The following is a 26951-nucleotide window of genomic DNA, read 5'->3' as shown; positions in this document are numbered from 1 at the left end:
GTTTCGTATCCAGTTTTCAAGCGATTAAACGCTTGAATCGTTTGGTGGCGATGGCGGAGGGGTTCCACACGTACCCATCCCGAACACGACCGTTAAGCCCTCCAGCGCCGATGGTACTTGGACCGAAGGGTCCTGGGAGAGTAGGACGTTGCCAAGCGATTATATTCCCTGATAGCTCAGTTGGTAGAGCACTCGACTGTTAATCGAGTTGTCACAGGTTCGAGTCCTGTTCGGGGAGCCATCATGCTCTCATAGCTCAGTAGGTAGAGTGCATCCATGGTAAGGATGAGGTCACCGGTTCGATCCCGGTTGAGAGCTTCATTTACATAATAAGGCCCGTTGGTCAAGGGGTTAAGACACCTCCCTTTCACGGAGGTAACAGGGGTTCGAATCCCCTACGGGTCACCATTATTACTTCAAACCCAGATCGGAGGCTTAGCTCAGCTGGGAGAGCATCTGCCTTACAAGCAGAGGGTCGGGGGTTCGAGCCCCTCAGCCTCCACCATGAACAATGGGGATTAGCCAAGCGGTAAGGCAACGGACTTTGACTCCGTCACTCATAGGTTCGAATCCTATATCCCCAGCCATTCTTATTATGAGCCATTAGCTCAGTTGGTAGAGCACCTGACTTTTAATCAGGGTGTCGAAGGTTCGAGTCCTTCATGGCTCACCAGTTTTAAGAAGCATTTCTAAAGGATGCTGCTGGTAAATGTTTTAGTTTCACTTGTGCGCGTGTGGCGGAATTGGCAGACGCACTAGACTTAGGATCTAGCGTCTTTGACGTGGGGGTTCAAGTCCCTCCACGCGCACCATCTTATGCGGACGTGGCTCAGCGGTAGAGCATCGCCTTGCCAAGGCGAGGGTCGCGGGTTCGATTCCCGTCGTCCGCTCCATAATGCGCGCCCTTAGCTCAGCTGGATAGAGCGTTTGACTACGAATCAAAAGGTCAGGAGTTCGAATCTCTTAGGGCGCGCCATATTTTCTTAATTATTTTTCACCTTATTAACGGGACGTAGCTCAGCTTGGTAGAGCACCTGGTTTGGGACCAGGGGGTCGCATGTTCAAATCGTGTCGTCCCGACCATCTTTTATAAGGTGCGGGTGTAGTTCAATGGTAGAACTCCAGCCTTCCAAGCTGGTAGCGTGGGTTCGATTCCCATCACCCGCTCCATCTCATAAACAGCAACATCATCAGCTATCACTGGCTTAGATGATGTTTTTTGTTATAATTTCACGATTGTGAGCCCCGGCTATAAAACTTTTCTATCGTTTACATATACCCTTGAATTTTATTGCTTTACCGTGTTAAGGTTGGTGGAGTTGCCAAGCGATGTGAACACAGAGAAGCTGGAAATCTTTATGAGGCAAGATGGAGAATAGTGGCTAGGCAGCATGAAGAATCTGCATATGCCCAAATAATTCTTACAAATAAAGTGAAGATTTTCAGGGAAGTTTATTGTATTATGTTAAGAAACCGTCTAAAGACGCGCATTCTAAGGGAACAAGGCAACTGATGAAGACGGCTTAATTCTTGGACAGACGGAATAGGGATGAAATGGGGGAGAAACATGACAGAGCTAACGGTTACTGCAGGGAAGGGCAATTCCAATAACCTGCTAAGGCGCGACATTCGTTTTTTGGGCAATATTCTAGGAGAGGTCCTTGTGCATCAAGGCGGCAATGAGCTCTTGGATATTGTCGAGAAGATTCGTGAAGCGAGCAAATCGTTGCGGGCTGTATTCTTGCCGGAACTGCACGATGAATTTAAGGAAATGATCAACTCCCTGGAACCAGGTATTCGCCACCAGGTAATTCGTGCTTTTGCCATCTATTTTCAGCTTGTTAATATCGCCGAACAGAATCATCGCATTCGCCTGAAACGCGATTACGAACGTTCCGCTGGAGAGGCAGTTCAGACGGGAACGATTGAAGCAGCGGTAAGGGACTTGAAGGAACGCGGCTTCAACTATAGCGAGGCGCAAGACATCATCGGGGGCATGTCGCTGGAACTGGTCATGACCGCTCATCCAACTGAAGCCATGCGACGGGCGATTCTGGATATCCATAAGCGCATTGCGGATGACGTGGCACAATTAGATAACCCGACGTTGACATTCCGCGAACGGGAACAACTTCGCGAGAAGCTGCTTAATGAAGTGCTGACCCTTTGGCAAACGGATGAATTGCGTGACCGCAAGCCAACTGTATTGGATGAAGTCAAAAACGGAATGTACTATTTCCATGAAACCTTGTTCCATGTACTTCCTGAAGTGTACCAAGAGCTGGAACGCTGTCTGACTAAATACTATCCGGAGCATTATTGGCATGTGCCCACGTATCTGCGGTTTGGGTCCTGGATTGGCGGTGACCGCGATGGGAACCCGTCTGTAACCTCTGACGTAACCTGGGAGACGCTGAGAATACAGAGAAAGCTGGCTATACGAGAGTATCAACGTGTGTTGGCCGAGCTCTTCAAGCACCTTAGCTTCAGTACCAGCATTGTTGACGTGACCAATGAGCTTATGGCTTCGATCCAGCGCGACCGCTTGCAGGTGATGCTGCGCAAAACGCCGCAATGGAACAACGATAAGGAGCCTTACCGCATCAAGTTGACTTACATGACGGAGAAGCTCCACAATGTCCTGGATGACACCAAGAAGGACACTCCTGAGCGTTATGCTGATGTGGAGGCCTTTATCCAGGATCTGAGGATTATCGACCGCAGCTTACGGCATCATTACGCTGATTATGTGGCAGACACTCACATCAAGAAGCTGATTCGTCAAGTAGAATTGTTCGGTTTCCATACCGCTACTCTTGATATTCGCCAGCATAGCCAAGAGCATGAGAATGCGATGACAGAAATCCTGGCCAATATGAAGATTGTTGATAACTACTCCGCGCTGGGGGAAGAAGAAAAGCTGGAACTGTTGGAGCGCCTGCTCAATGATCCGCGTCCACTAACCTCTTCCTATCAGGATTATACGGAAAGCACTCGGGAATGCCTGGAGGTATATCGTACTGTATATCGCGCTCAAAAAGAGTACGGCAATCGATGTATCACCAGCTACCTGATCAGTATGACTGAGGCAGCCAGCGATATTCTGGAGGTTATGGTATTCTCCAAGGAAGTTGGATTGTTTCACAAAGAAGCAGACGGTACTGTAACCTGTACCCTGCAATCTGTACCGCTCTTTGAAACCATTGATGACCTGCATGCTGCACCAGGTATTATGCGCCGACTGCTGAGTATGCCGATTTACCGGCAATCGGTGACAGCGATGAATGATTTGCAGGAAATCATGCTGGGTTATTCGGATAGTAATAAGGATGGTGGCGTAGTGACCGCAAACTGGGAGCTGCGCGTAGCGCTGAAGCAAATCACCGCTGCAGCCAATGAATTTGGTGTCAAGCTGAAGTTCTTCCATGGTCGGGGTGGAGCTCTGGGCCGCGGAGGAATGCCGCTGAACCGCAGCATCCTGGTGCAGCCACCGGAAACCATCGGTGGGGGAATTAAAATTACTGAGCAAGGGGAAGTTATCTCTTCACGCTATTCCTTGCGTGGCATTGCTTATCGCAGTTTGGAGCAAGCGACATCAGCGTTGATCACCGGAGCGATTAACGCTAAGCTGCATCAGGAATCCAATCCGCAGGAAGAACGCTGGGAAGCAATACTGAAGGGCATCTCGGAGACTTCATTGAACAAATATCAGGAGCTTGTATTCCGCGAGCCGGACTTCCTGAAATTCTTCCGGGAATCCACCCCGTTGTTGGAAGTGGGCGAGCTGAACATAGGCTCTCGTCCATCGAAGCGGAAGAACAGCGACCGTTTTGAAGACCTCCGGGCGATTCCATGGGTATTTGCCTGGACGCAAAGCCGTTATTTGTTCCCGGCATGGTATGCTGCAGGTACCGGACTCATGAATTACTATCAAGATAATGAAGCTAACCTTAAGGTATTGCAAGATATGTATCAGAATTTTTCCTTCTTCACCACGGTTATTGATACCTTGCAATTTGCCATGATCAAAGCCGATTTGATTATCGCCAAAGAATACGCGAAAATGTGCTCCGACGATGATGCGAAGGAGCGGATCTTCGGACAGATTGAAGAAGAGTTCCATCGTACTCGGGATATAGTCTTGAAGATTACCGGTATTACGGAAATTCTGGATAACGTACCTGGTCTGCAAGAATCGATTCGTTTGCGGAATCCGTATATTGATCCGCTTAGCTATTTGCAGGTTCAACTGCTGTCAGAGCTACGGACGATTCGGGATGAAGGTCGTGATGACGCCGAATTATTGCGTGAGGTTCTGCTTACAATTAACGGTATTGCCGCGGGCCTGCGTAATACGGGCTGATATGATACTGTATTAGATGAATGAATTGAGAGAGAGTCGGCACCTTCCTTACGAAGGGTCGGCTCTTTTTCTTATATGGCTATTGACTGAATGTATTGCAATTTGCAAAAAGTTGCTTTACCATTTGAATGAAGCGCCTGCGGCAAGCAAGAGCCGGACAGGCAGTAGCTGTACCTAAGCTCTCCAAAGATCTGGGGGAAAACATGGTGGTGGAACATTTCGATGCAAGGCTGGTGAAGCTCGCCCGTAAAGGGGACCAGATTGCTTTTGCCGAGCTTGTTGATTTATATAAGGATAGGTTATTTCATCTAGGTTACCGGATGTTGTCCAACCGACACGAGGCGGAAGATATCGTGCAGGAGACTTTCTTAAGGGTGTACAAAAATTGGAGCAGATACGATGAAAAGCAGAAATTCTCAACCTGGATTTATCGAATTGCTACCAATTTATGTATAGATCGCCTGCGTAAGCGCAAGCCTAATTATTATCTCGATGCCGAGATGAATGATCAGGAAGGGATGGATGGTTATACCCTTATCCCGGGAGATGAACGGACACCCGAGACAGAATATCTGTTATCCGAGACGCAGCAAACGATTCATCGGGCGATCGAGGGTCTACCGGCCAAATACAGATCGGTGATTGTACTGCGGTATTTGCAGGAAATGTCGTTGCAGGAGATCAGTGATGTGCTGGACATGCCTGTGACGACGGTGAAGACACGCGTCCACCGGGGACGTGAGTTTTTGCGTAAGAAGTTGGAGCATAAAACGCTGTAACATGGTCGCTTGGGGCCTTCAATTTTAGTTGAAACGTTTTGAGAACCGCTACGTATTGTAAGATAGGACGACTAGTGTCTTAGCCGTGCATAGCGTTTTCGCATAGAATGACACTTGAAAGGATTGGCTGATATGGAATGCAAACAAGCTTCCTCATTGATGCATGATTATCTTGACGGCGAATTAAGCCGTGCTGATGCTGAACAGTTGAAGCAGCACCTGGAGTGCTGTCCTGAATGCCAGAAGCAATTCAAGGAACTGGAGCAGACCGAAATGCTGTTGTTCGCAGCGATCAAGCAGCACACGAATGTTTCAGCGCCCGATGAACTGGTCAATCGGATTATCAGTCAGATCCCCAAGCAACCCAAACAGCAGGCTTGGATTCAGTGGATCCGTCGACACCCCGCATTGACGGCAGCAGCCATGTTCCTATTGGTCATGGTATTCAGCGCCGTTTCGATTTGGGATAGCGATGATCAGCTTGTTGTGAAAGGGGCAGACCTGGAACAGGTAATTATTCAGGGCGACACGGTTACCGTGCCCAGCAACTCCAAAATTGCCGGCAATCTGACGATCCAGAATGGGAAGGCCGAAATCTATGGAGAGGTTCAGGGCAACTTGACGGTGATTGACGGTTCCTATTATCAGGCATCCACAGCGCATATTGCGGGAGAGGTTAAGCAGATTGACCAGGCGCTTGACTTGATCTGGTATAGAATCACCAATACATTTACGGAAGTCGCCTATAGGTAGCATTGTCGGAAAGAAGAAAATTTGGCGCCTCCCCTCGGGGTAGGCGCTCTTTTATTTGCTGTGCTGTTGCTGGTTTTTTAACCCGGCGCTTGCATCTGTCTGATGAACGTTATAACCTATTAGTTAGGGGAAGCCTATAGAGACAAGCATTGATGCTTACATATCGTTTTCTTGTGGAGACTGTGAAGGTCTGCAAGGGACATATCGGGGGTCGCACCATGAATTATTTTATGAATTTGACTTGGCAGGATACCATCAAGGATGTCATTGATATTCTGATTGTTACCTATATTATATATCATCTGATTTTGCTTGTACGCGGAACAAGAGCGGTTCAACTGCTCAAAGGGATTCTGGTGCTCGTCTTAATCTGGGCACTCAGTACCTGGTTTGATTTATATACATTAAAATGGCTAATGAACCAAATGTTCACGTTTGGGGTATTAGCTGTGTTCATCATCTTCCAGCCTGAGCTTCGGCGCGCTCTGGAGCAGCTTGGCCGGGGCAAGCTGTTTGGACGCAATACGGTGGATGAAGAGGAATTCGGGAAGGAAATCAGTGAGATTATTAAAGCCGTAAATTATTTATCCCGTAGAAAAATAGGGGCCTTAATTGTCTTTGAACGAGATACGGGGCTTAATGAATATACCGAATCAGGCATCCCGATGCAGTCAATGATTTCTTCGCAGCTACTGATTAACATTTTCATACCTAATACTCCGCTCCATGATGGAGCGGTTATTGTTCAAGGGCATAAGATAGCCGCAGCCGCTTGTTATTTGCCTTTATCGGAGAACCCGTTCATCAGCAAGGAGCTGGGAACACGGCATCGTGCTGCCATCGGCATTAGTGAGGTAGGAGATGCCATCTCAATCGTAGTATCTGAGGAGACTGGACAAATCTCCTTGGCTATCGACGGACAAGTCGTGCGAGATATCAAGGAGGAATCCTTAATATCGAAGCTGTATGAGGAGCTTGGACCAAACTCCGGAGCGAAGGAAATGCGCGGGCCATTCCGTAAACGGAAGGAGGCCGGCAAAAATGGATAAGTGGCTGACTCATAACAATTTTGCCAAGGTGATCGCGCTGTTTCTCAGCATTATTTTGTGGGCTATGGTGCATTTGGATAGTGGGACCCCAGTGGATTCCACGAAATTGGCGCAACCAAGAATCATTGATAACGTTAAAATAGAAGTTACGGGATTTGACGAGGACAAGTATGTGCTATATGATCTGGAACCAGATAGTGTCCGGATGGAGGTCAAGGGGAGACGAATCGATCTGACTACGAATTTCTCCGATTATAAGGTGCGCCTGAATTTGGACAATGTAGGTCCGGGTACATTCACGTTACCTCTAACTCATGAGCTGCCTCCCGGGGTACAATTGGTGTCAATGGACCCTTCCATTGTGAAGGTAACGATTGAAGCCAAGGAGACGCGCACGCTTCCCGTATCGATTGTGGTCAAGGGGGAACCGGATGACGGAATGGTTGCCGGAATTCCCATTGTGGCTGGAGACGGGAACGTAGACGTAACTTTGCCAGTGAGCGAAGTTGAAGAGCTTAGCAAGGTCCAAGGAGTTGTGGACGTCAGCGGGCTAACGGATTCCGTGAAGGGAAAAAGTGTGAAGCTGACCGCATATGATAAGCAGGGCGATCCGATAGAGAACGCTGAGATATCCCCGGCTTCCATCGAAGTGGATGTTCCGATCAACAAGCTATACAAGAATGTGCCCTTAGAGGTGCTCCACACGGGGAGTTTGCCCCACGGATATATGCTAGAGGGGATTGAGACGGATGTAGAGGGAGTGGCCCTGTATGGGCCTAAGGAAGCTCTGGAGAGCATCACTTCTTATCCGGTTACTGTGGATCTAAGCCGCTTTGATGGTAGCCCTGACGGTGCACAGTTCTCGGTGGACTTGACTCCACCGGAAGGTTTTGAGAAAATCGAGCCGGGCTCTGTAACCATTACGTTGGTTGTAAAGCCTGCTGCCGAGCAGCAAATCGAAGGAGTCCCGGTAAGCCTCCTTAACTTAAATCCTTTATATGACGTCAAATGGGTCAGGCCAGCAGACCGCAAGCTGACCCTGACCCTTTCGGGCACACTTGAGGCCTTGGAGAAATTAAAGCTGGAAGACATTCATCTGATGGCTGATCTGTCACCCTTGGGCGTGGGCACACATACCATTCCTGTAGAGGTGACGTTGCCTGCTCATGTCAAAATGTCTGACCCGTCCCTCAACCTAACGGTTGAAGTGGAGCTGACTGAGAAAGGAAGTCCCACTACGGGAGTACCCGAGGACACGCCAGATTCATCTACGAATGGACAGCATTCTTCGGAAAATGAGCCTCCAGACTCTGAGGAGAATCAGGATCACGAGCAGGAGCCAGTGCCAGATAATGCTTCTCCCTCAGGCAATGAAACGTAGGGATACGGGGAATGATCTGAGGATCATGGGAGAATAGAAAAATAATACAATGAACAATTAGGATCCAGTAAAGCTTGTGATCCTTGCAAAATGTCGAAGGAGTGGAATGATGGGGAAGTATTTTGGAACAGATGGAGTAAGGGGCATTGCTAACCAGGAATTGACGGCAGAATTGGCTTATCAAATCGGGCGTTGCGGAGGTTATGTACTGACCGGGCAAGCGCATAAGCCGAAGGTTGTCATCGGGATGGACACGCGTATTTCAGGCTTAATGCTTGAATCGTCATTGATTGCGGGACTGCTGTCTATCGGTGCGGACGTCATTCGTTTAGGCGTTGTTTCCACGCCCGTAGTTGCATATCTAACGCGCTTGCTGCAAGCGGATGCCGGGGTCATGATCTCTGCTTCCCATAACCCCGTTGAGGATAACGGAATCAAGTTCTTCGGGAGTGACGGATTTAAATTGTCCGACGAAACAGAGCTGGAAATTGAGGCCTTGCTGGATAAGGAAACGGATGAGTTGCCACGGCCTGTCGGCGGGGGTTTAGGCACCGTAACTGTAGATAACGATTCGAAGCTCAAATACTTAGAGCATTTAAAGACAACGATCAGTTCTTCCTTTCAAGGATTAAAGGTTGTATTGGATTGTGCCAATGGTGCGGCTTATGAGCTGGCGCCCAAGCTATTTCGTGAACTGGGGGCCGAGGTGCACACGCTGGCCGCAGAGCCTAATGGTCTCAATATTAATGACCACTGTGGTTCTACGCACCCTGAGCGCTTGAAGGAAGAAGTCGTAAAGCTGGGGGCTCACTTGGGGCTTGCTTTTGATGGAGATGCTGACCGTTTGATTGCCATTGACGAGCTGGGTCAAGAAGTGGATGGAGATTACATTCTGTGCATTTGCGGCGACGCTATGAAGAAGGCAGGAAAGCTAAAGGATAACACGGTGGTCTCCACGGTGATGAGCAATTTCGGCTTCTATAAGGCGACTAAAAAGCTGGCTTTAAATACGCAGCAGACTGCGGTAGGCGACCGTTATGTGATGGCAGAAATGCTGCGCGGCGGGTACAATCTGGGTGGCGAGCAGTCGGGTCATGTTATTTTCCTCGACTACAACACGACCGGCGACGGCATCCTGACGGCCATTCAATTGGTGGATACTTTGCTGGCCTCGGGCAAGTCACTAAGCGAATTGAAGCAAATTATGAAGCAATATCCGCAGGTACTGGTCAATGTACGTGTACAGGATAAGAGCAAATATGAAGGCAATATCGCCATCGGTGCTGCTGTAGCCGAAGTGGAGCGTGCGTTAGGTGATAATGGCCGGGTACTGGTTCGTCCGTCCGGTACGGAGTCTCTGATCCGCGTCATGGCCGAGGGGCCGGAGAAAAATGAGCTGGAGAAGCTGGTGGCTCATATTGTGGGCGTTGTGGAGAAAGAGCTCGTTTAAACTCGGTTTCATGCTATTATTACGGTCAATGTACATTAACCGCTGTTCTCGGAGCATGGCTTCGGAGGGGCGGTTTTTCTTAGTGTCGGCGGGTTAATCCGGACGGGCCTACGCAATCGGGACAAGTTGATCATTGCCAAAACGTGCGAAGGTGCATATAATTAAGCATATTCGAGAAAAGAGAGCGAGGGTCGTGAGGTTATTGGAAAGTTAAGCGCCAGAGCTTCAGCGTGCGCGCACATGAATCTGGAGATTTATTTTTGCGAATAAGGGATTTCACTCATTCTCATGGCAAGGGCTGTAGGCCAGCTTGCGAGGGATGAGACTGTTGGACCTTATAAGACGCTTCAGAGGAAGGTGGCGGCAGCTTGGAAGCTGACGAGGTGGAGGTGTTCGAAATGTTCGGCGGGGGCCTCCCGGTGTCACATCACACCGTAACTGTGTGGGCAAAAGGAATGGGCGACCGTTCCCACAAACCATGCGGACAGATGGAATACGATATTCATTCATGAATTTGATGAGTGTCGCGTAAGCAGACGGACGCGGGGGAAAACTCTGCGGTAGACGAAGCATCATGATTTGTCGTGAGAGATTTGACTGAACTCATAAAAAGCAGTTGCTTTTTGACAATTAAATATGTTCTTGTTTCGGTATATCGCGCGAGGTTTCTTTCGCGTTCGCTTCTTACGGTTAATAACCATCTTGTAAGAACGAAACGGAGGAAAATATAATTATGTGTGGTATTGTTGGATATATTGGGAATCGGGATACGCAGTCGGTATTGATCGAAGGACTTAAGAAGCTGGAGTATCGTGGGTACGATTCGGCTGGCATTGCGGTGTTCACGTCCGAGGGACTGAAGATTGCCAAAGCAAAAGGCCGGTTGGCTAATTTGGAGACGAAGCTGGAGAATGCACCACTTGCCGGATCGGCCGGGATCGGTCATACCCGTTGGGCAACCCATGGCAAGCCGTCTGATGTCAATTCTCATCCGCATACCGATCATACGCAGAAGTTCTCGGTGGTTCACAACGGGATCGTCGAAAACTATCTGGATCTGAAAGAAGAGCTGATTGAGCAAGGGTATATTTTTGTATCGGAGACAGATACGGAGGTTATTTCCCATTTGGTGGCTCGCGAATACCAGGGAGATATCGTAAAGGCTGTACAACAAGCGATTCGTCATATGCGTGGCGCTTTTGCGCTTGGGGTATTGACCGAATACGAGCCTGAGAAGCTGGTTGCCGTCCGTCAAGCCAGCCCGTTAATTATCGGCCTTGGCGATGGGGAGAACTTTATCGGCTCCGATATTCCCGCATTGCTTAATTACACTCGTGACGTGTACATTTTGAACGACGGTGAGATGGCCGTTTTGACAAAGGATAGTGTCGAATTGATGACCCTTGAGGGGAATTTTATTTCTCGGGAAATGATTCGTGTCGATTGGGATGCCGTGACGGCAGAAAAAGGCGGATATGATCATTTCATGCTTAAGGAAATCCATGAACAGCCGCGTGCTTACCGGGACACTATGCTTGGCCGCATCGACGAAAGTGGGCGTAAGGTAGTACTGCCTGGATTAAAATTGTCCGACGAGAAAATTCGCAGCATAACGAGCATTCATGTCGTTGCTTGTGGTACGGCTTATAACGCTGGGCTGGTGGGTGGAACCGCCATCGAACAGATGGTCCGCATTCCAGTCATGTATGATGTAGCTTCGGAGTATCGTTACCGTTCGCCGCTCATTACTCCGGATACCCTGGTTATTGTAGTTAGCCAGTCCGGGGAGACGGCTGACACGCTGGCAGCCTTGCGCGAAGCGCAAGCCAATGGAGCGCATGTGCTGGCCATTACCAATATGGTAGGCAGCTCGATTGCCCGCGATGCAGACGATGTGATTGCCACGCTGGCCGGCCCGGAGATTGCCGTGGCTTCTACGAAGGCATATACGTCGCAGTTGATTGCTTTCTATCTGCTGGGGCTCTACATGAGCCAGGTACGTGGCACGCAATCCGGAGACGAAGTGGCGCATGTTCTTGCTGCCATGCATGCTCTGCCAGAACAGGTGGAGAGCGTACTCGCTCAGTCTGATACCATCAAGGCGTATGCAGAGCAAATCGCCAAGCATGAGCATTTGTTCTTTATCGGTCGGGGCATCGACTATGCGGTCGTACAAGAGGGCTCGCTTAAGCTGAAGGAAATCTCCTATATTCATTCCGAAGCCTATGCGGCCGGAGAGCTGAAGCACGGTACGTTGGCTTTGATCGAGGAAGGCGTGCCGGTCATCGCCTTGGCAACACAGGATAGCGTGCTGGAGAAGACTGTCAGCAATATCAAGGAAGTGAAGGCCCGTGGCGGGGATGTGATGGCCTTCACCCATGAGGAACATGTTCCCGGCCTGCTAAAATCGGTGGATCAGGCGTTCGCCATTCCGAAGACTCTGCCAATGCTGACGCCGGCCATTTCCGTCGTCCCACTGCAGTTGCTCGCCTACTACGCTTCTCTGGCCCGTGGCAACGATGTTGATAAGCCACGGAATTTGGCGAAGAGTGTGACGGTGGAGTAGGGAGAGCCGACATCAAGAATATTGTTGTTAAAAGAAAATAAAGTATTAGACTGAAAATTATCAAGACTTGAATTAAAAAACTATTATTAAATAAGGGGTTATCACATAATAGCCATGTCTAATATGTGATAACCCCTTATTGTTAGCTATCGTCTCCGATAGCTCAATACATGTATGTGCGGTTTGAGTAATTATCAAGGTTCTCGGCCATTTTGTCTCAGGGTGCTTCGGCGCTGAAGTTAATGTTTACGAAATTTAAGTATGGGATAAACCTCTTCTGAAATATTTCTCTCTCAACTCCCCGGTCAACAATTCCATATGCCCGCCTTGAATGATATACACGGTATCGCATAGCGACTCCAAATCCTCATAGTTATGGCTTGTGAGCAAAATTGTTTTGTTTTCTTCTTTAAGCCGGAGAATAATTTCCTTCATATCGTTATACGTCTGATAGTCCAGCGCATTAAAAGGCTCGTCCAGAACAAGAATATCCTGACCTTCCATAATGGCTTGTGCAATGCCAAGTTTTTGCTTCATTCCGAGAGAATAATTAGCTACTTTTGTTTTAAGATCAGGGTTGAGGCCTACGGTTTGCATCGCTTGTTTAATTTCGGTATTGCCGATTTTGCGTTTAATGTCAGCAAGGAACTTTAGGTTTTTGAACCCGCTATAGATGCTAATATAACCTGGTGAGTTGATAAATACGCCTACTTCTTCAGGGAAATCCAAGTCTTTTCCCAGCTGTTTATTCCTTACGTATACGCGGCCGTGATCCGGTGCAGTAAATCCGCAAATAATTTTGAACAGGACCGATTTTCCGCTACCGTTTGCTCCAACAATCCCCACTGTTGACCCTTTTGCGATTTCCAGATTGATGTTGGATAAAACGCTCATGCCGTTAAAGGCTTTAGATACACCTTCCACTTTGATTTCACTCACCATGGCTCACCTCTTCATCGTTATTATTTGAATCGTTTTTTATATCCCGCCAACAGTACGTAGACCGTCAAGACAACTATTAATCCCGCAAGTAGTAATGAAATAAAACTTTCAGTAAGCCCTTGGCCAGACTCAACAATATATCGATCATTTTGTGCAAAGCTGGACATGCCAAAGGGGATGTATTTTGTCCAGAGGAAAGGTAATAAGTAGAGAGAATACATCAGTAAAATACCGACAAAACCTGCGGTTACCTGCCTGGTAAACAGAAATGCAACAAGCAGGAACATAAACTGAAAAAGCAGATCAAGCAGCTTTAGACTGCTGATATAGACAAATATCTCTAAAGCACTCTGCTGCACACCGGGAATAATGGTAATTCCGCCCGTAGGCAGGCCGGCAAATACAGCAAAGAGGAGACTTCCCGCCGTCAGCAGAAGAGTGTAGCTAAGCAGGAACATGAAGCTGATACGGACGATAGAAATTGCCCAGTGCCTCTTCGAACGCAGCCGGATTGTGAACAGGATGCTATGATCTTTTTTCTCATTCTCAAGAAATACGGACAGGAGATAGATGGGTATCGTATTCATCAATATCATTACAATAAAATCCGTAAACTGAAAGTATCCGTGCCCATGTCCCCAGAAGGTATAGAGGAGGTAATCCTCCAATGTGCTGTCCGGAAAAGATCGGATCTGAAGCAGCTTCCACAGACAGAGCACGGCGACAAATACGAGAAGCACCATCACGTTACCGGGAGAATAAAGCCGGGATAAGTAATAGGGCGCGATTCCTCTTGGCGAGAAACGCCATTGCCAACTGGGCCGTTTGTTCCAGTATTTGTAGATAAAAAACACAATAGCAGCCATTATGAGCGCCAGAGAGGCGAAGCTGACCTGCAAAGCATAGGGATAGGTCAGATTATACATGAAAATAATGTAATTATTGATAAAGATGAACGGAATCCGGGTAAGCTCCGGTATTTTGGACTTCATGCCATAGACCATGAGAAAGTAAAGTGTAATCGTGATAATTGAAACTATTCTTTTTTCAAAAAAATGATGCAGAGTCATAAAAAAGATGGACAGCACACTAAGTCCAAGGATCATATAAAGTGCGGAAACAACGGTAGCTTGCCAAGAGTACTGAAAATACTCGCCGAAGAGTACGAGAACGTCATACTTGGGATTGTCCGGATCAGGGAGTGGAAATGTCGAACCCTCGGTTAATCCAATTCCGACGATGAGAATTACAGCGAGCTGGATGATAACGAAAATGGACATGTTCACCGTCATAGCTGCCGCTTTTACCGCGAAATATCGGGGAAAGTTGCTTGATCGAATGAGCACATAATCCATATCATCTTCAAGATGGTTATACAGTGTATAAAGAAACACTGGAACCATAAAAAAGGTCAAATAATAGTGATCCGAAATCACGGAAAGTACAAAGTTACTATAAGACAGGGAGAACCCTTTCCTCTCAGCCAAACTATAGAGGGCACATCCCAGAGCCAAGAATAGCAGTTTTATTGTTAAAAAACGACCGATATCTCGTGCAAAAATCGCTCTCATACGGTTTCCCTCCTAGGACGGATAGACCGTACTTCTTTTGACTTTACTATAGAAATATGCAATCAAAGCGGTAAACAACAGGGCCAGTAACGGGCCGACAAGCAGTGGGAAGTAGCCAAACTTCTCTGCATTGAAACTTTCAGGATTAAAGCTTATATAGAGACGGTAACCTTCAAAACCCAGCATACTGAGAATGAAATTTTCCAACATCGCATAAATAAACGGTCCTGTCAGAATAACGAAAATATTATTTATATAAAGGGATAGAATAAATCCAAAGGTAGCGATAATGGCTGCCAGTATACCTTGCCAGAAGCTTAACAATAAGCCATAGACCAACGGATGATGAACGAACAGGGACCCCATAAAATGTTGAAGTTCAAGACGTGGTATTGTCTTCCCTGTGGCGTTATCAACCAAGCTATAAACCGGAATAATATCGGGTTTAATATATAGGGCAGTGATAACGCCAATTGCCATGGAAACGAACATGATCAAAAACGAACTGGATACAACAACGATCCATTTGGACGCTAAATAACGGCTTTTACTAACCCGCGGCACTGTGTACATCAGAAACTGGTCCTTTCTCTCGAAATACATCAGCCAGCATACCGGTATGACAGAGATCAGAGGGAATAGAAGTACAATAAAATTAATGCCGATCTCCCAAGCTTCCAAATCGTGTTCGAGAGAATAACTTTTGTACAGTGTCGACGTCAGAACCGAAACGGTCAAAGACAGAAATATGAGCGTCGCCATTACTGGCCATCGTAGTTTTTGCCATTCGAGTAAGAGTAAGTTTTTCATCAGACAACCTCCTTGTTTAAATACTTTAGACTTCCCATTCATAAGGTACAATAGACTGGGAACAAACAAGGGTTTTACGGGAATGAATATTATATCGTTCCCGTAAAACCCTTGTTTTATGCAGGCATAATTATGGAATTTGCACGCCAACGGAGATGTAAGGAATCCCATAAAGCTCAGTGTTGCGTGTAATCACTTTTCCTTTTTGCTGTGTTACAATTTGCTTTACATTATGCAATCCGTATCCTCTCGCTCCGTTAGTTCTATTCTTGGTCGTGTATCCTCTGGTAAACATCTGTATAAACTCGGTGCTTGATCGGTGGGAATAAGGATTCATCACGCTAATCTCGGTCAATGGTTCATTCTCGGATCGCTGCACGGTAAAGATAATCTCATCTCCAGGGAATGAAGCTTCTATCGCATTATCTACCAGCACACCAATAATTTCGACCAGCACATGTTCCTCTGTGACCATTGGTTTAAGATAAGCGTGGATGCGGGTGGACAGTGTCATTTTCTTCGCTTCGGCCATTTTCATCTTCGTATACAGAAAGCCTCCGATTACTTTGCTGTCAATCTGTAGGATTTCACGAACACTACTTTGCATAATAACATCCTTGGTGTACGCCTTAATTTGGGATTGTACCTCCTGAAGGCTAACTGAGGTTTCAACGATACTGTGAATCGCAAGCAGTTTATTATGAAATTCATGCTGTCTTGCCCGAACCTCGGATACCAGCTCGTCAATAACGGGAAGATATTGTTCCATAGCAGAAAATCGTTTTTCCTGACGGAACCTTTTATTGTGTTCGTAAATGATCCAGAAGTTCATGCTGAGCACAAACGAGAAGACGATGAGAATAAACAGCAAATTCTCTAATACAAAAGAGGTCTCAAAGTTGGAATAGACGATAATCGCGAGCACGGCAAGAGAAGACTGGATCAGCATAATTTTCGTAAATACTCCACTAAAATCAGCAAGAAACCCGTTGGCTCGTCGTACAATGAGTACATAGTATAATACCACGGCGAGCATTAAGGTAAAGATTCGATGGAAGTAAGGAAATAATGCCTCGCTACTACCTAAAATCAGCCCAGCTGCAGATATACTGAAGGTACGCAGTAGAACCCAGAAAAGAAAACTCAGTAGTGTAACGACAACGACCTTCATATTGGATAGAGGACGGATCAGTACACTGTTCAACATGAGGACGCAGCACAATAACAAAAGCAGCGTAACAAGGTTATTTACAGGCAGCAAATCATAATTGTTCATTTCAAACGCTGCAAAAAAAATGGGCTTGCTTGAAAAGCGGATTCGAAGAAAAAGACACAATCCATGTATCCCTAAAAACCATTGGATGACGCCTTTCTCCATCCGTATTGAATGACCTGCCAGCGCATAACAGAGAAAAAGCATAATGAACGAGTCGAGTAAAATCTGAAAATAAATCATCCGCCACCTCTATTTAACAGGTAGTCTTTATATTTACTACCTATGGGAATTCGGTGAGTTACGCCTGTCAATTCCACAAACCCTTCAGATTTGTCGATTTTCATCAGATATGATGTGTTGATGATATAGCTTTTGTGGCATTGAACAAATGAACTGTCATCCAACAGATCGTACATCTTCCGGAGTGATAGTCCTGAAATTCGGTCAGACCTTATCTGGCCTTCGCCCGTTCTCAAATGCAGTTCCAATGTTTTGCCGAAAGATTCTACATATACAATCCGGTTCAGTTCATATTCAAAAATATGGCTTTTTTGCTCAATGCGAAGCGTTTTTTTCTTCTGATCATGAGCAAGGTGCTGACTATACCGAATGGTATCTCGTAGCACGCTGATAACCTCATCTTTCGTAAACGGCTTGATGAGATAATTGTAACATTTAATATCGCGGTAAGCTGCAAGCTCCTCGTTGGCCAGCGCAGTTGCAAAGATAATGGGCGTGTAGATATATTTGTCCATGGACCGCAACTGAAGAGCCAGTCTGGTTCCTTTATAGTCTGTTAATTGAATGTCCAGGATGAACAGATCAATCTCTTCCTCGCTGGCGATGCTCAAAGCTTCTGCTGACCGTACTGCAGTTATCGTCCGGATAGAATGATCAACTTCCCGGACACAAGAGAGAAGTAGCTTGGTAATGTGAGGGTCATCTTCCACGATGAGAATGTTCAAGAGAGAAAACTTCCTTCCTATAGGGATTGCTAACCCCATTATTTACGGTTCAATCAAACCTAATAGTGAAACAGGGAAGAGATAAAAGTGTTAAGTCATCAGCAATCCATTCTTACTAGTGGTCGATTGTTAGGTTACATACAATCAAATACTATAAAAACGGTTTTTGTTTCCCCTGATATAACTTTAACCGCATTTTCGTCAAATTTACTTAGAACAGTTAATGAATGGGTTATTGAAATTGTTGATCAAATTACCAACGTTATTGTTATGGGTAGCGGTCGCCCACTCCATCATGACCATTGTTTACTACTTGCTGACAAGAAAAGAAGTCTAAAGATTTAGGCAGCCACTACTTCGAACCGCGACTGCAAGAAGCGATCGTAAAACAAGCTGTTCGAAGGCTCGAGAATCTTGATTTTCAGGTCGCTTTATCTACTTCGGAGGCCTCTTAACTATCCTAATGTCCAATAGATTCCTAAGAAGCGCAGTTTTTAATAACCATTAAGGCTGGGCTTAGTTTCGTGTTGCTTTATAAGTCTCAGCTAAGAGTAATTTTCGGGGTAGCTCAATGGATGCGTTAAAATTTGCTGTAAACCTGTGCATAAGCCTTTTTCATCTGCTCACGCAAATCTTTGTTTTCGCTTTCCAGCGTCTTGATTTTGCGTTTTAATGTTTCGATGATAGCATCCTTGCTTCCATCACTCATCTCACGTTTTAAATGCATTGGAGTGGGAGCTTTGGATTGCTGTTGGCGCAAGGAGTCGATCTGCTGCCGAATGTCTTTATGATTGTATAGGCTCGCCTTCGAGACACCAGACTCTTTGGACACGCTGTTGAAATTGATGCTCCCACCAGCTCGTAAAAGGCGTTTAATCGCCAGATCTACTTTCTCCGCGGTAGTTGCCTTCCGCTGGGAATGAATGTTTTTGAGATGGGCCGCGCGGTCGTAATTAGCCATTTAAAGCACGCGCCTTTCTTTTTATGCGGTCTTGTCTGCCAAAGATGATGTTTCCCGCTTGAATGTTATTTAAAATACCTTGATAGCGCTGCAAGTTTTTCTCATGCTTTTCCGCCATATCATCACGACCGTATTGCTTTGCTACCTCGATCGCCTTGGATGTGGTCTTGATGTGCAGCTCATACTTCTGAGCATCTAGCTCAGAGAAGCCGATGGCTAAGTCCTTACATGGGCTTCCTCCGTTGCATGTTAGGCAAGGTGGTGCTTCCATATGAGGACAGTCTCCTTTTAAGCGAGCATGGCATGTCCCGTAAGGATTATCCATCGCATTTAGTTTATGGTCTTGCCATAACGCTTGAAGAATCTCCTCAGGAATGTCTTCTCCAGCTTTAATTTCTTGCACATCACCGTTTAAAACTGAATGTCTGCTTCTGTCAAAAAAGTGTGTGTGCGACAAACTGCACGGTACCCAATATTCACTAATTTATCGTGATCATTAGAAACATAAGGAATAATCTCGTTTCGCATGTCTTCTTTCCTCCACCCCCAAGGGTGCAAACTGATCAGCCCTGCTCCCTGGGCCTGCTCGTTACATCGGGCACTGCGTACTCCGGCTGGTTGTTATTGAGGAAACGCGCGTCAATTGCGATGGGCCGTTCGCTCTATGCGATCAGCGGTTACTTTGAACAACTGGTGCGGCAGGTCGTGTCCCATACCGTCAACCAACATTAGCTCGGCGCCCGGGATGGAGGAAGCCGTGTCCTCACCACATGCCGGGACGAACAGGGGATCGTCCATCCCATGAATGACAAGTGCTGGTACTTTTAGGGTCGCCAGTCGCGGACGGCGGTCACCGGAGACAGCGATCGCAGCAATTTGTCGCCCGACACTGCCTGGATCGTAGGCTCGCTGGACTTCCTCCAGAATGAGTGCCCGATAAGCGTCTTCTTCAAACGGATAGCCAGTACCGGTGATGCGTTTGGCAAAAGAGAGGCTGTGCGCTAAAAATCCTGCTTCATCCTCAAACGGGTTCGGTGCCGATTTAGTCATCATCCCCATAACATCCGGGGAAGCTTGCGGAAGGGTGGGATTACCGGAACTGGACATCATGGAGGTGAGTGATAAAACCCGTTCAGGGTACTCGCTAGCTGCAATCTGGGCGATCATTCCGCCCATTGATCTGCCAACGAAATGGGCTTGGTCAATGGAAAGGACGTCGAGCAGCCCGATAGCATCGCCTGCCATGTCATCGAGAGTATAAGGGATGTCCGGTCGCTGTCCCGACATGAGAGAAGTCGCTAATGCATCAAAATCCAGTGTCCGATAATGGCTGAAGTGTGTTGAGCAACCTGCGTCGCGATTGTCAAAGCGGATCACTCGAAAACCCCGCGCTGCCAATAGTTCACAAAACGGAACCGTCCAGCGAAGCATTTGGGTTCCAAGCCCGGCGATTAGGATAATAGCCTCGTCACTTTCGCTGCCGAAGCTATCATAGGCCAACTTCACACCGTTAACCTTTAGAATGTTCATGGTCATGTTCTCCTTCCGAATGCATGGGCGGCTAATCTCTTGACATGGTTTCTGATATCAGGCGCCCAGGCATCGATTAAGTGGTAAAAACGCTCCGAATCACCGGCATACAGCGCCCGCAAGGCTTCTTCGTATTGATTGAAGTCCCCGGCCATAGCTGTCATAAAATTATGTGTTGCTTCTTGTGACTCGCGGACTGTGCTTTGCTGATCTCCGGCACGGCTAGCTTCATTAATGAGTTTTCGCAATGTTACCGATGCCCCTCCAGGTTGACTCTTGAGCCATTCCCAATGTCGAGGCAATAACGTAACCTCACCGGATACAACACCCAGCTTGGGTCGACCGACCCGCCGTGTAGTCTGGTGATTCACTTCTATACCGGATGAGTCACCAAACAGTTCTCCTAATCGTTTAATTACATCATCTGTCTTCCCGCGAAAATCAACATCTATTGGCTTCCCCGTGGAATCGTCAAATATAAGCAGCTGTGTGAGATCTCTGTCATCCAGAGCCTCCTTCACTGTAGTAACAACGTGCTGTAATGAACCACTGGAGACGACTCGCACACCCAAAAATGCCGTGCAAGAACGTTTTAAGTCATTGCTCATACTGACCTCCTTTCTGCGCGTCTTAATTATACCCGGGTAAAAGTGAAAGATCAATATTACCCGGATAAAATCTGCCTTTGGCGAATTGACTCTGAATCATATGGTGATTATGATATTTTAATCAGATGTAGTTTGAATGAGTTAAACATATACAGTCATAGAGACGTTAATAGGTTAAAGCTAACTTTTGCATATAGAAAAGGGGGATTGATCTGATGATAATCAGAGAAGCAAGTTTGAAAGACTACCCGCAATTGAGACAAATTTATCTGGACTCGCGTCGTGAGAGTTTTCATTGGGCCAACGTTGATGAGATGACGCTTGATGATTTTGACCAGGATACATCGGAAGAACAAATTCTTCTGGCCGAGGAGAGTGCCCAAGTTCTCGGATTCGCCTCATTGTATGTACCTGACCGCTTTATTCATAATCTGTTTGTACATCCGACTGCTGTGGGCAAAGGTGTTGGCAAACGGCTACTCAAACGCGCTGTGGCTGAACTGGGAACGCCAGTTACCTTAAAATGTGTCTCCGAGAATCATAAAGCGCTCAGCTTTTATAAGAAGTTGGGCTGGAAAGCCGTGGTGGAAGAAGGAGAGCCTGGGGCGAGATATTGGGTTCTTGTTTATGAATGAATCATGATGAACAAAATACTCTTCTAATGGTATCACTTATTATTTTGGGATAATAAGAGGAGAAAAGTAGGAACCCCCCGTTAGATGTCGAATTTTTCATAGTAAAAAAATGGCTTGTACATTATTATTACGGCAAGAATATGAATCCAAATTTATATGTGAGTTAATGAAGGGAGAAAGCAGAATGAAAAAGTTATTGCTTTCGGTGGTGTTGGGATTTACTTTGTTTCCTTTATCGGTGATGGCGCAACAAGTTCCTGCTGAAATACAAGAAGCTGCTGAGAAAAGTCTGTTGGATAAAGCCCCCGTTATTTTGGCAGACGGAAATTTCCAGGTGCAGACACTTAACGAAAGCGAAACACTAGCTCTTAGTGAGGGTTACCCCTATTACATAATCAATGCAGTTGATACCTATGACACAAAAGATCCAAATGATTTTGCCGAATTTGCCGGATATATTTTTCCAATAAATAAAGGAGAACAAAATATTGGGGTGGGCATGACATCTGCTTTAGACAACGATGTTAGTCTCTCGGATATATCTGACGATCTTCAATTTGAGGAAGGGATTAATAAAGCTATTGACTTGCTTGGCTATACAGAGGATAGCTTCGTGTTCTATGATCGTCAATATACCACTTATGCTCTTGCCTCTAAAACAGACGAAGGCTATATGGTTACACCAATCAGAAAAGGATACTACTTGGAAGGTTTTGAAGTTGGTGAAGTGTATCCATTAGAAAAGCTAACCGCTTTGATTCAGGAAATTGCCGCGAGTCGGGAAAATGTACCCTCCGATTCAGGCGGGGGTTCGCCAATTGTTATGATGAATGCTAAAAATCTGGATCATCAGTCGTCAAGAATAGCCTCAACTGAGAGCTATATTGTCATTGCAGCCGTATTACTGTCATTTGGGATATTCCTTATTTATAGACACAATAAGAACAAAATGAAAGCTTAAACAGGAGAAGCTGGCTATGGCTAATATACATGATGTTGCAAGGCGCGCGGGAGTATCGGTATCCACCGTCTCAAGAGTGCTGAATGGCAACCCATATGTATCCGAAGAGAAGCGACTGGCCGTAAAGCTGGCCATAGATGAGCTAGACTATACGCCAAATCGTTCAGCCGTGGATTTGATTCGCCAGAGTACGCGAACCATTGGCGTCATTATGCCACATAACAATAATCAGGCCTTCGATCAGATGCTGCATGGTGTGCTTAACAGGTCGGTCGAATACCATTATTCTGTCATGGTGCTGCCTACCAACTACCAGCCGGAAAAAGAGCTAAGTTATTTGGATATGCTGAAGAACAAACAACTGGACGGGATCATCATTACCTCTCGCTCAAATTCTTGGGATACGATTGTCCCTTATGCCAAATATGGCACACTGGTAGCTTGCGAGTTCACGGATCATCTGGACATTGCGTGTGCTTACATGGACCGATACGCCTCTTATGTAGATGCTTTTCGACTATTGAAGAGCAAAGGGCATTCCCGGGTTGCCTTTACTACTGCCAGAGGACAAGAAAGCAATAGCACCAGGCTTATATTAAAAGCGTATCAGCGAGTGTTTGGTGATCTGCTGCCCTCCTTCCATATTACGGATTGCCACAGCATGGCTGATGGAGCGAATGCGGCCAGGCAATGGCTCCAGACCCAAATGAAGCCTACAGCTATTTATGCTAATGGGGACGAGGTTGCGGCAGGCATATATCAGTATGCGAGAACTGCTGGACTCCGGGTTCCAGAGGAACTGGCCATCATCGGCCAGGAGAATCAGCCTGTGGGGGTTGCATTGAACCTGTCAACCGTCGATCATCAACTGGTACGAGTTGGACAGCAAGCCTTTGAGCTTGCGGTTGAGAAATCCAAGGCCAAATGCGAAATTCCTTACCGGATTATCATGCGTTCATCGGTGTAGCTATTGACTTGAAATGCATTTCATACTTTAGCATGTAAATAGAAGCGTATTACCCATCATGCTAAAGGAGGAAGGCTTCGTGTATAGCACATTTATTTTTGATGTTGATGGCACTCTGATCAATACGGAGCAAGCTGTGCTGGGCTCCTTGCAAAAGCTCTTGAAGCAGCATTACGATGTGGAAATGAGCCAGCCAGACCTGGCTTTTGTGCTTGGCATTCCTGTTTCGGTATCTCTGCGCCAGCTTGGTCTGGATTACATTGAGATGGCTAATAAGAAGTGGAATGAACTCATGCAGCGGGAATATAGGCATACCATCCATGTCTATGAAGGAATTCGGCAGCTGCTTGTTGATTTGAAAGAGCAGTCGGTGGTGACTGGGGTAGTTACGTCCAAAACCTATCAGGAGTTTCTGGATGACTTCATCCCGTTTGGCCTTGTTTATGATTTGACCTATGCTATCTGTGCAGACGATACCGATTTGCATAAGCCTCATCCCGAGCCCTTGCTCAAATTTCTGGAAGTATCCGGCGCCAAGGCTGAATCATCCATATACATTGGCGATACCACCTATGATTATGAATGTGCGAGAGAGGCAGGCGTGGATTTTGGGTTAGCCCTGTGGGGGTGCAGACAGCCTGAAGCGATTCCGGCCCAATACAAATTTGAATACCCACGGGATATTCTGGCCTTATTGAAGCAGCAATAGCATTTTTGGCATATGGTATAAATCGTCTGTGGCAGGGTCTATAGAACAAAACATTTATTCAAACCAGGCTATAGTCGCAAAAAGGGGTTGAAGCAGGGAGAGTCCTCCCGTTGCTCCAACCCCTTTTCTGCCTCATTCGCTTACGGCTCTATGCCCCACGCTAACTGCCCATTCAGGTATCCCGTAACCTGCTCGTGATTCTCAAACTGGCTGGCAGAGGCTTTGAAGGAGTAGTCGTTGGTCTGGTCGTAATCAGACCAGTTGTTCTTCGAGAAGCGTATTTGAATTTCCGCACTTTCACCGGGATCAAGTGTTCCGGCAGATGGGGCAAATCCAAGCTCGAACGCATAATCAGCACCTGCATTCGCATTCTCTAGCTTCACAAATTTTCCAGTGATATGGGCGCTTCCGATGTTGGCCCAGTCGCACCAGAAGCTCTGCTGGTTGTCTCCATCAATGGTATAGTAATACCGGAGTGTGATATCACTCAATTGGATCGCCGAATCGTTTGTATTAACGACCCTGAAATTTGGGGATATCCCGTTGGCGGAGTTGTTTGTATTGCTATTAAAGGCTTGGACGATCAAGCCTCCAGGGGAAGCAGGCTCGCTGGTATCCACTACATTAATAGTAAGAGTGGCGTCATTTCCTCCGCTAAAATGAAAGGTAAGCACATGTTGTCCCAGCGGTAATGTGGATAGATAGGATTTGCTGATAACAATCGAAGAACTGGAGACGGTAAAATCCTGATCGGCAACCAGCTCCTGGCTTCCATTAGCTATGCTGGCAAGTTGGTGGCCGTTTAAGCTAAGGGATAGGGCAATGTCCTGCTGCAGATCAGCTGCCTGATCAAAGGTTGTGTTCACGGGTGAAATCACGGCGTTAGGTGTGGAATCGACAATGCTGATTTGCAATACAGAATCCTTTCCTTGATTAAAATCAAAGAGAATAGCGTGATCGCCTGCCGGTAATTGTGCTAGAAACTCCTTTTTCAACAAAAGCGTATTTTCGCTCAACGTATAATCCAGCCCCTTGTCTAGTGCAATCCCGTCTAACAGTAGCGCGGTTAACGTGTGGCCGTTAAACTGAATGGTGATGGCCTGATCGCTTGGAGGGCCCGTATCTGGATCCAGCACGATACTTTCGGGTGCGATGGAAGCGCTTGGAATCGGATTGCCTTGATTGAGATCGGGCAGCTCATCCAGCGTGATCACATAATCGCTTTGATACAGCGTAGTCAGAGTGGCTGGATAGTTAAAGGCCGAGCTCATCAGATATTCGCCGTACCAAGGGCAGAAGTAAAGCCAGCCCGCCTTTTCCTCCGTCAGATTTTGCAAGCTTGGCACAGTATCGTTCTCGGTCATGGCTACCATTTTCTTACCCTCAGTAAGCTCAACAAGCTGATAGAAGATCGAAGTAATCGCATCCTCATTGGGAACGCCGGACAACCCGTCATCACGGTTATAGATCGTATTGTATTTATCATAGCCAACCAGGTCTACCTGATGATTGCCGGGATACCAGGCCGGAGAGGTGCTATAGACGTAGCTGTTATAAGTCCAGATCAAGTTGTGTAAGTCATAGGTCTCTGTCAGCTCGGTATAGAGGATATCCCAAAGTTGCTTGTACACCTCCGCTCCAGCCGTTGCCCACCAGAACCATGCTCCCTCTCCATTCAAGCCCCCATTGCCTTCAGCCTCATGATAAGGGCGGAAAATGACGGGCACATGATTATCCTGCAAAATTTGAAGCTGCTGTGCCAAATCCTCAATCGTCATCATCACATATTGATATTCTTTGGTGCCAGGAATCACCGCGTTGGCGGTGTTAAAATTAGTCTCCGTCGGCTTATAGGTGGCATCCTTCCAATCTATGAAATCTCCAAGCTGATAAGCCGTGAAGTCGCGCGGCACATTGATATGCCAAGCGGCTGTAGCGATTCCGCCCCGGTTGTTCACCCAATCGATCATCCGATCGGTGGTCCCGTCCTCCCATCCGTACAACGGATTATAGTTCATAAAGTCGAAGCCGCGAATAGCCGGATACTTGCCGGTTAAATCATAAATCCAAGCGAATTCCAATTCAGGGTTGCCGTCATTTCCCCCTCCGTAAATTTCCTGTTGGCCAGAAATGATATGATCGCCATAAACCTCGGTCAAGTAATTCATAAGAATCTGTGCTTCCGGCGTAGCCTGAGGATCGCTCAAAATCGGCTGTACCTCCAGAGGGTCCAAGTCGGCAAAATCCACCGTGAAGGTGTCAAAGTAAGCGAAGCCCCAGCCAGCCTTCAATTCGATTATGTTGCTGCCTTGGGTCAGCTTGTGGTAGCCGAAATCGAAGTTTGACCATTCTGTCGTGTGAGGGAGCATATACGAACCCTTGGATTTGCCATTGACAGCCAAGTATTGCAGCCTGCCATCGGCGCTAAGCTCCTGCATGTACCGGGTGGATATGGCATACATGCCGGTTTCCGGGACTGTTACGTTGAAAGTGATCGTACCGGAATTTTGCATCCAAACGAATCCGCTGCCGGAGTATCCGGGCTTGGGCTGCCCATAGATCTCGGTGGCTACTTGAAGATCGGAGGTAAGCTGGGCATCCTCGCCCTCAATGATGAAAAGTGGGGTGTCTGCATGAACGGGCGCTGTCAGCAATCCGAGCAGTAAAGTCAATGCCAGTACCATTACGGTTGTCTTCTGGAGCAAATGATTCATGATTCATCCTTCCTTTCCATG

General features: G+C 46.8%; 21 protein-coding genes, 11 tRNA genes, 1 rRNA gene and 1 pseudogene. 24 read left to right on the top strand and 10 right to left on the bottom strand.

Features of this window, described 5'->3' with window-relative positions:
• Nucleotides 1-40: 40 nt before the first annotated feature.
• From rrf to glmS, 19 genes are all read left to right on the top strand, one after another.
• Nucleotides 41-157, top strand: a 5S ribosomal RNA gene (gene rrf, locus C557_RS0119915).
• 8 nt (nucleotides 158-165) lie between these two features.
• Nucleotides 166-241: transfer RNA gene (locus tag C557_RS0119910), tRNA-Asn, on the top strand.
• A 4-nt stretch (nucleotides 242-245) separates the two neighbouring features.
• Nucleotides 246-318, top strand: a tRNA-Thr gene (locus tag C557_RS0119905).
• Between the two features lie 15 nt (nucleotides 319-333).
• Nucleotides 334-408: transfer RNA gene (locus C557_RS0119900), tRNA-Glu, on the top strand.
• 21 nt (nucleotides 409-429) lie between these two features.
• Nucleotides 430-505: transfer RNA gene (locus tag C557_RS0119895), tRNA-Val, on the top strand.
• A gap of 7 nt (nucleotides 506-512) precedes the next feature.
• Nucleotides 513-587 (top strand) — tRNA-Gln (locus tag C557_RS0119890).
• Nucleotides 588-597: 10 nt separating this feature from the next.
• Nucleotides 598-673: transfer RNA gene (locus C557_RS0119885), tRNA-Lys, on the top strand.
• A 55-nt stretch (nucleotides 674-728) separates the two neighbouring features.
• Nucleotides 729-812, top strand: a tRNA-Leu gene (locus C557_RS0119880).
• 6 nt (nucleotides 813-818) lie between these two features.
• A tRNA-Gly gene (locus C557_RS0119875) sits at nucleotides 819-893 on the top strand.
• Between the two features lie 6 nt (nucleotides 894-899).
• Nucleotides 900-976 (top strand) — tRNA-Arg (locus C557_RS0119870).
• Nucleotides 977-1006: 30 nt separating this feature from the next.
• Nucleotides 1007-1083, top strand: a tRNA-Pro gene (locus C557_RS0119865).
• Between the two features lie 13 nt (nucleotides 1084-1096).
• Nucleotides 1097-1170 (top strand) — tRNA-Gly (locus C557_RS0119860).
• A gap of 397 nt (nucleotides 1171-1567) precedes the next feature.
• Complete coding sequence (ppc, locus tag C557_RS0119855) at nucleotides 1568-4363, top strand: phosphoenolpyruvate carboxylase (protein ID WP_018753624.1); 2796 nt, start codon at nucleotides 1568-1570, stop codon at nucleotides 4361-4363.
• Nucleotides 4364-4566: 203 nt separating this feature from the next.
• Nucleotides 4567-5142, top strand: a complete 576-nt coding sequence (sigW, locus tag C557_RS0119850; protein ID WP_018753623.1) for an RNA polymerase sigma factor SigW — start codon at nucleotides 4567-4569, stop codon at nucleotides 5140-5142.
• 132 nt (nucleotides 5143-5274) lie between these two features.
• Nucleotides 5275-5895, top strand: coding sequence for a zf-HC2 domain-containing protein (locus C557_RS0119845; RefSeq protein WP_018753622.1), 621 nt, complete (start codon nucleotides 5275-5277; stop codon nucleotides 5893-5895).
• 218 nt (nucleotides 5896-6113) lie between these two features.
• Nucleotides 6114-6944: a diadenylate cyclase CdaA gene (gene cdaA / locus C557_RS0119840; protein ID WP_026263592.1), complete on the top strand. Its 831-nt coding sequence runs from the start codon at nucleotides 6114-6116 to the stop codon at nucleotides 6942-6944.
• Nucleotides 6937-8325: a CdaR family protein gene (locus C557_RS0119835; RefSeq protein ID WP_018753620.1), complete on the top strand. Its 1389-nt coding sequence runs from the start codon at nucleotides 6937-6939 to the stop codon at nucleotides 8323-8325. The genes cdaA and C557_RS0119835 overlap by 8 nt, the downstream gene beginning before the upstream one ends.
• A 109-nt stretch (nucleotides 8326-8434) precedes the next feature.
• On the top strand, nucleotides 8435-9775 hold the full coding sequence (gene glmM / locus C557_RS0119830) for a phosphoglucosamine mutase (RefSeq protein WP_018753619.1): 1341 nt from the start codon (nucleotides 8435-8437) through the stop codon (nucleotides 9773-9775).
• 733 nt (nucleotides 9776-10508) lie between these two features.
• Nucleotides 10509-12341 carry a glutamine--fructose-6-phosphate transaminase (isomerizing) gene (glmS, locus tag C557_RS0119820; RefSeq protein WP_018753617.1) on the top strand — a complete coding sequence of 611 codons (1833 nt, stop codon included), beginning with the start codon at nucleotides 10509-10511 and terminating at the stop codon, nucleotides 12339-12341.
• Between the two features lie 255 nt (nucleotides 12342-12596).
• Here glmS and C557_RS0119815 read toward each other — a convergent pair whose 3' ends face one another.
• The 5 genes from C557_RS0119815 to C557_RS0119795 all read right to left on the bottom strand — a co-directional run bounded on the left by C557_RS0119815 (nucleotide 12597) and on the right by C557_RS0119795 (nucleotide 17845).
• Nucleotides 12597-13283 (bottom strand): ATP-binding cassette domain-containing protein, encoded by a 687-nt coding sequence (locus tag C557_RS0119815; protein WP_018753616.1) that lies wholly within the window; start codon nucleotides 13281-13283, stop codon nucleotides 12597-12599.
• A 20-nt stretch (nucleotides 13284-13303) separates the two neighbouring features.
• Nucleotides 13304-14854, bottom strand: a complete 1551-nt coding sequence (locus C557_RS0119810) for a hypothetical protein (protein ID WP_018753615.1) — start codon at nucleotides 14852-14854, stop codon at nucleotides 13304-13306.
• 12 nt (nucleotides 14855-14866) lie between these two features.
• Nucleotides 14867-15664, bottom strand: coding sequence for an ABC transporter permease (locus C557_RS0119805; RefSeq protein WP_018753614.1), 798 nt, complete (start codon nucleotides 15662-15664; stop codon nucleotides 14867-14869).
• A gap of 130 nt (nucleotides 15665-15794) precedes the next feature.
• On the bottom strand, nucleotides 15795-16940 hold the full coding sequence (locus C557_RS0119800; protein WP_205621639.1) for a sensor histidine kinase: 1146 nt from the start codon (nucleotides 16938-16940) through the stop codon (nucleotides 15795-15797).
• Between the two features lie 176 nt (nucleotides 16941-17116).
• Complete coding sequence (locus C557_RS0119795) at nucleotides 17117-17845, bottom strand: LytR/AlgR family response regulator transcription factor (RefSeq protein WP_018753612.1); 729 nt, start codon at nucleotides 17843-17845, stop codon at nucleotides 17117-17119.
• A gap of 87 nt (nucleotides 17846-17932) precedes the next feature.
• Between C557_RS0119795 and C557_RS25295 the strand changes: the two genes are divergently transcribed.
• A complete protein-coding gene (locus tag C557_RS25295; RefSeq protein ID WP_205621638.1) occupies nucleotides 17933-18190 on the top strand; it encodes a hypothetical protein in 258 nt (85 codons plus the stop codon).
• A gap of 235 nt (nucleotides 18191-18425) precedes the next feature.
• On the opposite strand, the gene C557_RS0119790 is transcribed toward C557_RS25295, so the two are convergent.
• From C557_RS0119790 to C557_RS0119775, 4 genes and pseudogenes are all read right to left on the bottom strand, one after another.
• On the bottom strand, nucleotides 18426-18806 hold the full coding sequence (locus tag C557_RS0119790) for a DUF6262 family protein (protein ID WP_018753611.1): 381 nt from the start codon (nucleotides 18804-18806) through the stop codon (nucleotides 18426-18428).
• Nucleotides 18799-19221 (bottom strand): annotated as a pseudogene (locus tag C557_RS23830) (tyrosine-type recombinase/integrase); the annotation flags it as partial. The gene C557_RS0119790 and the pseudogene C557_RS23830, both read right to left, overlap by 8 nt.
• Before the next feature lie 224 nt (nucleotides 19222-19445).
• The gene (locus C557_RS0119780; protein ID WP_018753609.1) at nucleotides 19446-20336 is read right to left on the bottom strand and encodes an alpha/beta fold hydrolase; all 891 of its coding nucleotides are present in this window, start codon (nucleotides 20334-20336) and stop codon (nucleotides 19446-19448) included.
• Between the two features lie 2 nt (nucleotides 20337-20338).
• Complete coding sequence (locus C557_RS0119775) at nucleotides 20339-20944, bottom strand: DUF2239 family protein (RefSeq protein WP_018753608.1); 606 nt, start codon at nucleotides 20942-20944, stop codon at nucleotides 20339-20341.
• Between the two features lie 215 nt (nucleotides 20945-21159).
• On the opposite strand from C557_RS0119775, the gene C557_RS0119770 reads away from it, so the two are divergent.
• The 4 genes from C557_RS0119770 (at nucleotide 21160) to C557_RS0119755 (ending at nucleotide 24216) form a co-directional block, all read left to right on the top strand.
• Nucleotides 21160-21579: a GNAT family N-acetyltransferase gene (locus C557_RS0119770; RefSeq protein ID WP_018753607.1), complete on the top strand. Its 420-nt coding sequence runs from the start codon at nucleotides 21160-21162 to the stop codon at nucleotides 21577-21579.
• A gap of 184 nt (nucleotides 21580-21763) precedes the next feature.
• A complete protein-coding gene (locus C557_RS0119765; protein ID WP_018753606.1) occupies nucleotides 21764-22540 on the top strand; it encodes a hypothetical protein in 777 nt (258 codons plus the stop codon).
• A gap of 16 nt (nucleotides 22541-22556) precedes the next feature.
• Entirely contained in the window at nucleotides 22557-23507 is a 951-nt protein-coding gene (locus tag C557_RS0119760) for a LacI family DNA-binding transcriptional regulator (protein ID WP_018753605.1), read from the top strand.
• A gap of 79 nt (nucleotides 23508-23586) precedes the next feature.
• Nucleotides 23587-24216, top strand: coding sequence for an HAD family hydrolase (locus C557_RS0119755; protein WP_018753604.1), 630 nt, complete (start codon nucleotides 23587-23589; stop codon nucleotides 24214-24216).
• A 140-nt stretch (nucleotides 24217-24356) separates the two neighbouring features.
• Here the strand turns inward: C557_RS0119755 and C557_RS0119750 are convergent, their stop codons facing one another.
• Entirely contained in the window at nucleotides 24357-26930 is a 2574-nt protein-coding gene (locus C557_RS0119750) for a glycosyl hydrolase (RefSeq protein WP_018753603.1), read from the bottom strand.
• Between the last annotated feature and the right edge of the window lie 21 nt (nucleotides 26931-26951).

Source organism: Paenibacillus sanguinis 2301083 = DSM 16941 (assembly GCF_000374825.1).
Taxonomy (GTDB): Bacteria; Bacillota; Bacilli; order Paenibacillales; family Paenibacillaceae; genus Fontibacillus; species Fontibacillus sanguinis.
This window is presented reverse-complemented; position numbering and strand designations above follow the sequence as displayed.